3 protein-coding genes are annotated in these 2,586 nt (G+C 72.8%); all 3 read left to right on the forward strand.

The genetic code is table 11. The features are described 5' to 3' along the window. Window positions 1-554 precede the first annotated feature (554 nt). Window positions 555-731: a hypothetical protein gene (locus EJK15_RS68770; protein ID WP_206062338.1), complete on the forward strand. Its 177-nt coding sequence runs from the start codon at window positions 555-557 to the stop codon at window positions 729-731. After that, window positions 722-1,366 carry a response regulator transcription factor gene (locus tag EJK15_RS68775; RefSeq protein WP_138720847.1) on the forward strand — a complete coding sequence of 215 codons (645 nt, stop codon included), beginning with the start codon at window positions 722-724 and terminating at the stop codon, window positions 1,364-1,366. Before EJK15_RS68770 ends, EJK15_RS68775 begins: the two co-directional genes overlap by 10 nt. A 268-nt stretch (window positions 1,367-1,634) precedes the next feature. Then, the coding region (locus EJK15_RS68780; protein WP_171075427.1) for an AfsR/SARP family transcriptional regulator at window positions 1,635-2,586 on the forward strand (952 nt) is incomplete at its 3' end.

Genomic DNA, 2,586 nt, shown 5'->3' on the forward strand with positions numbered 1-2,586 from the left:
GGGTCCCCGGGGGGAGGCGGTGGGTCGGGCTCCTCAGGCTGGGCTTTTCCGAGGTCGAGCGGTGGCTCGTCGTCTGGGTCGTCTTGGATGACCCGGGTCTTCATCGCGGCTCCCTGGCGGTTTTCTGGTTGCTGTTCACGCTGGCAGGCCGGGGCGTGGCGGGTAAGGCGGGCTGCTGGCCGGTTCGGGGGCCGGTTTTCTGGCATCTCTTCGCCGTAAAGGCCCTGGCAGGCCGTCGCCAAGGGGCGTAGCGTGTGCGCGACGCCTCCTTTCATCGCTGGCCGTCGCCCTGCTACGACGGTTGGGAAAGGGGTGATGGATGCCGGTGACTCCCCTGCGCGCACCGGGGCCCCTGCTGGTGGTTCTCGCCGTCGCGCTCGTGGCAGGCCTGGCCGGATCCATCGCTCTGGCCGTGGCCGACGGCACGACCCCCGTATACGCGGTGATGATCTGCTGGATCTCCTTGTCGTACACCGTCAGCGGCCTCATCGCGTGGCGGCGCCGACGGGCCAACCGGCTCGGCCCGCGAGGTCGGCCACCGTGGACGTCACCGGGTGGGCGACCAGCTCGTGGTCGAGGTGGTGGACGACGGTGTCGGTGGCGCCGACACCGAGGGCGGCACTGGCCTGCGTGGCCTGGCGGACCGCGTCGAGGCACAGGGCGGGCGGCTGCGGGTGTGGACCCCACGCGGTGACGGCACTCGGGTGAGAGCGGAGATGCCATGCGGGTAGCGATCGCCGAAGACAGCGTGCTGCTGCGCGAGGGCCTGGCCCGGCTGCTCGCCGACGCCGGGTTCGACGTGCTGGCCCGCTGTCGTGACGCCGACGAGCTCCGCCACGCGATGCGCGTCGAGCTCCCCGACGTGGTCATCGTCGACATCCGGTTGCCGCCCACGCACACCGACGAGGGCATCCAGGCCGCCGTGGAGATCCGCGCCGCGCATCCGGGCGTCGGCGTGCTGGTGCTGTCGCAATACGTGGAGCTCGGCCTGGCCATGAAGCTCCTCGCCGACTCCGCGGAGGGGGTCGGCTATCTGCTCAAGGACCGCATCAGCGACGTCCCCGACTTCCTCAGCGCCGTACGGCGCGTCGCGGCGGGCGGTTCGGCCGTCGACCCCACCATCATCTCCACGCTCCTGTCGCGGCGGCGCAGCAACGATCCGCTCGCCCAGCTGACACCGCGCGAACGCGACGTGCTCGAATTGATGGCCGTCGGCACCTCCAACCAGGGCATCGCCGACCGGCTGGTGATCACGCTGAGAGCTGTGGAGAAGTACGTGTCCGCCATCTTCGGCAAGCTCGGCCTCCCTGCCACCGGCAGCGAATCCCGGCGGGTCCTTGCGGTCCTGCTGTTCCTGCGCAGCTGAGCGGGACACCAGAGGGCGCGGGCCGCCGGCCGGTTCGAGCACGAAGGCGCTTTCGCGTTCGGGCTCCGCCTGGTCGCTTGGGACGGCACCGGCCTGGATGCGGCGCGCACAAGCTCGCGCGCAGGATCCTGTACGCGCTTAACGCGGGCATGCTCCTCCTGGCCTGGTGGCAGGCGGCCGCGGAGGTCGAGTCGGAGGTGGCGCCGCCAGGCGGGGACTCCCTAGCGCGCTTACGGCGTACGGTAAGGGCATTGTGCTCTGCTTTCAGGTGCTCGGACCACTGACGGCGGCCATCGACGGCGATCCGGTCGACCTCGGCCGCCCGAGGCAACGCAGTGTCGTCGCACGGCTGCTGGCCGCGCGGGGCCATGTGGTGCCCGTCGACCGGCTCATCGACGATCTGTACGACGAGGCGGCGCCGCCTCGCGCGCTGGCCGCCGTCCAGGCGTACGTCTCCAGGCTGCGGCGGGCACTCGAACCCGGCAGGCCGCCTCGATCGCCCGCGGCCGTGCTGGTCACCGTTCCGCCGGGGTACGCCATGCGGCTCGACGTGGCCGCCGTCGATGCGTGGCAGTTCGAGGACGCCGTGCGATCAGGCGCCGGGCTGCGGAACGCCGCCGAGGTCCACCGGGCGCTGGCGGCGGCGTTGCGGCTCTGGCACGGCCCGCCGTACCAGGAATTCGCCGGGATGCACTGGGCCGACCCCGAGATCACGCGGCTGGAGGAGCTGCGGCTGACCGCGATCGAACGCCACGCCGCCGCCGCGATCCGCCTGGGCTTGGCCGCGCAAGTGGTGCCGGACCTGGAACGGCTGGTCGGCGAGCATCCGCTGCGCGAGGGAGCGTGGGGATCACTGGCCAGGGCCCTGTACCGGTGCGGGCGACAGGGTGAGGCGCTCGCCGCGCTTCGCCGGGCCCGTGCCCACCTCGCCGAGGAGCTGGGCGTGGACCCCGGCCCCGAGCTGCGCCGCCTGGAGGAGGACATCCTGGCTCAGGCGCCCCACCTCACCGAAACCGCGGACGAGCCGCCCGCCGAGACACCGGCGGCCCGCCCGCACCCCGTCCAGGCCGCCCATCCCGTCGCACGGCCCGCGCTCATCGGACGCGCCGTCGAGTTGGCGCGGCTGACCGCGGCGGCGGATGGGGCCGCGGTCCGGCACGCGAAGGTCGCGCTCGTCGTCGGCGAGCCGGGCGCGGGCAAGACCACGCTCATCGAGGAGC

Source organism: Nonomuraea basaltis (assembly GCF_005893125.1).
GTDB lineage: Bacteria > Actinomycetota > Actinomycetes > Streptosporangiales > Streptosporangiaceae > Nonomuraea > Nonomuraea basaltis.

Excerpts from the sequence above, each read along its gene's own strand:
- EJK15_RS68775 (WP_138720847.1), top strand. The coding sequence starts at position 722 with ATGCGGGTAGCGATCGCCGAAGACAGCGTGCTGCTGCGCGAGGGCCTG.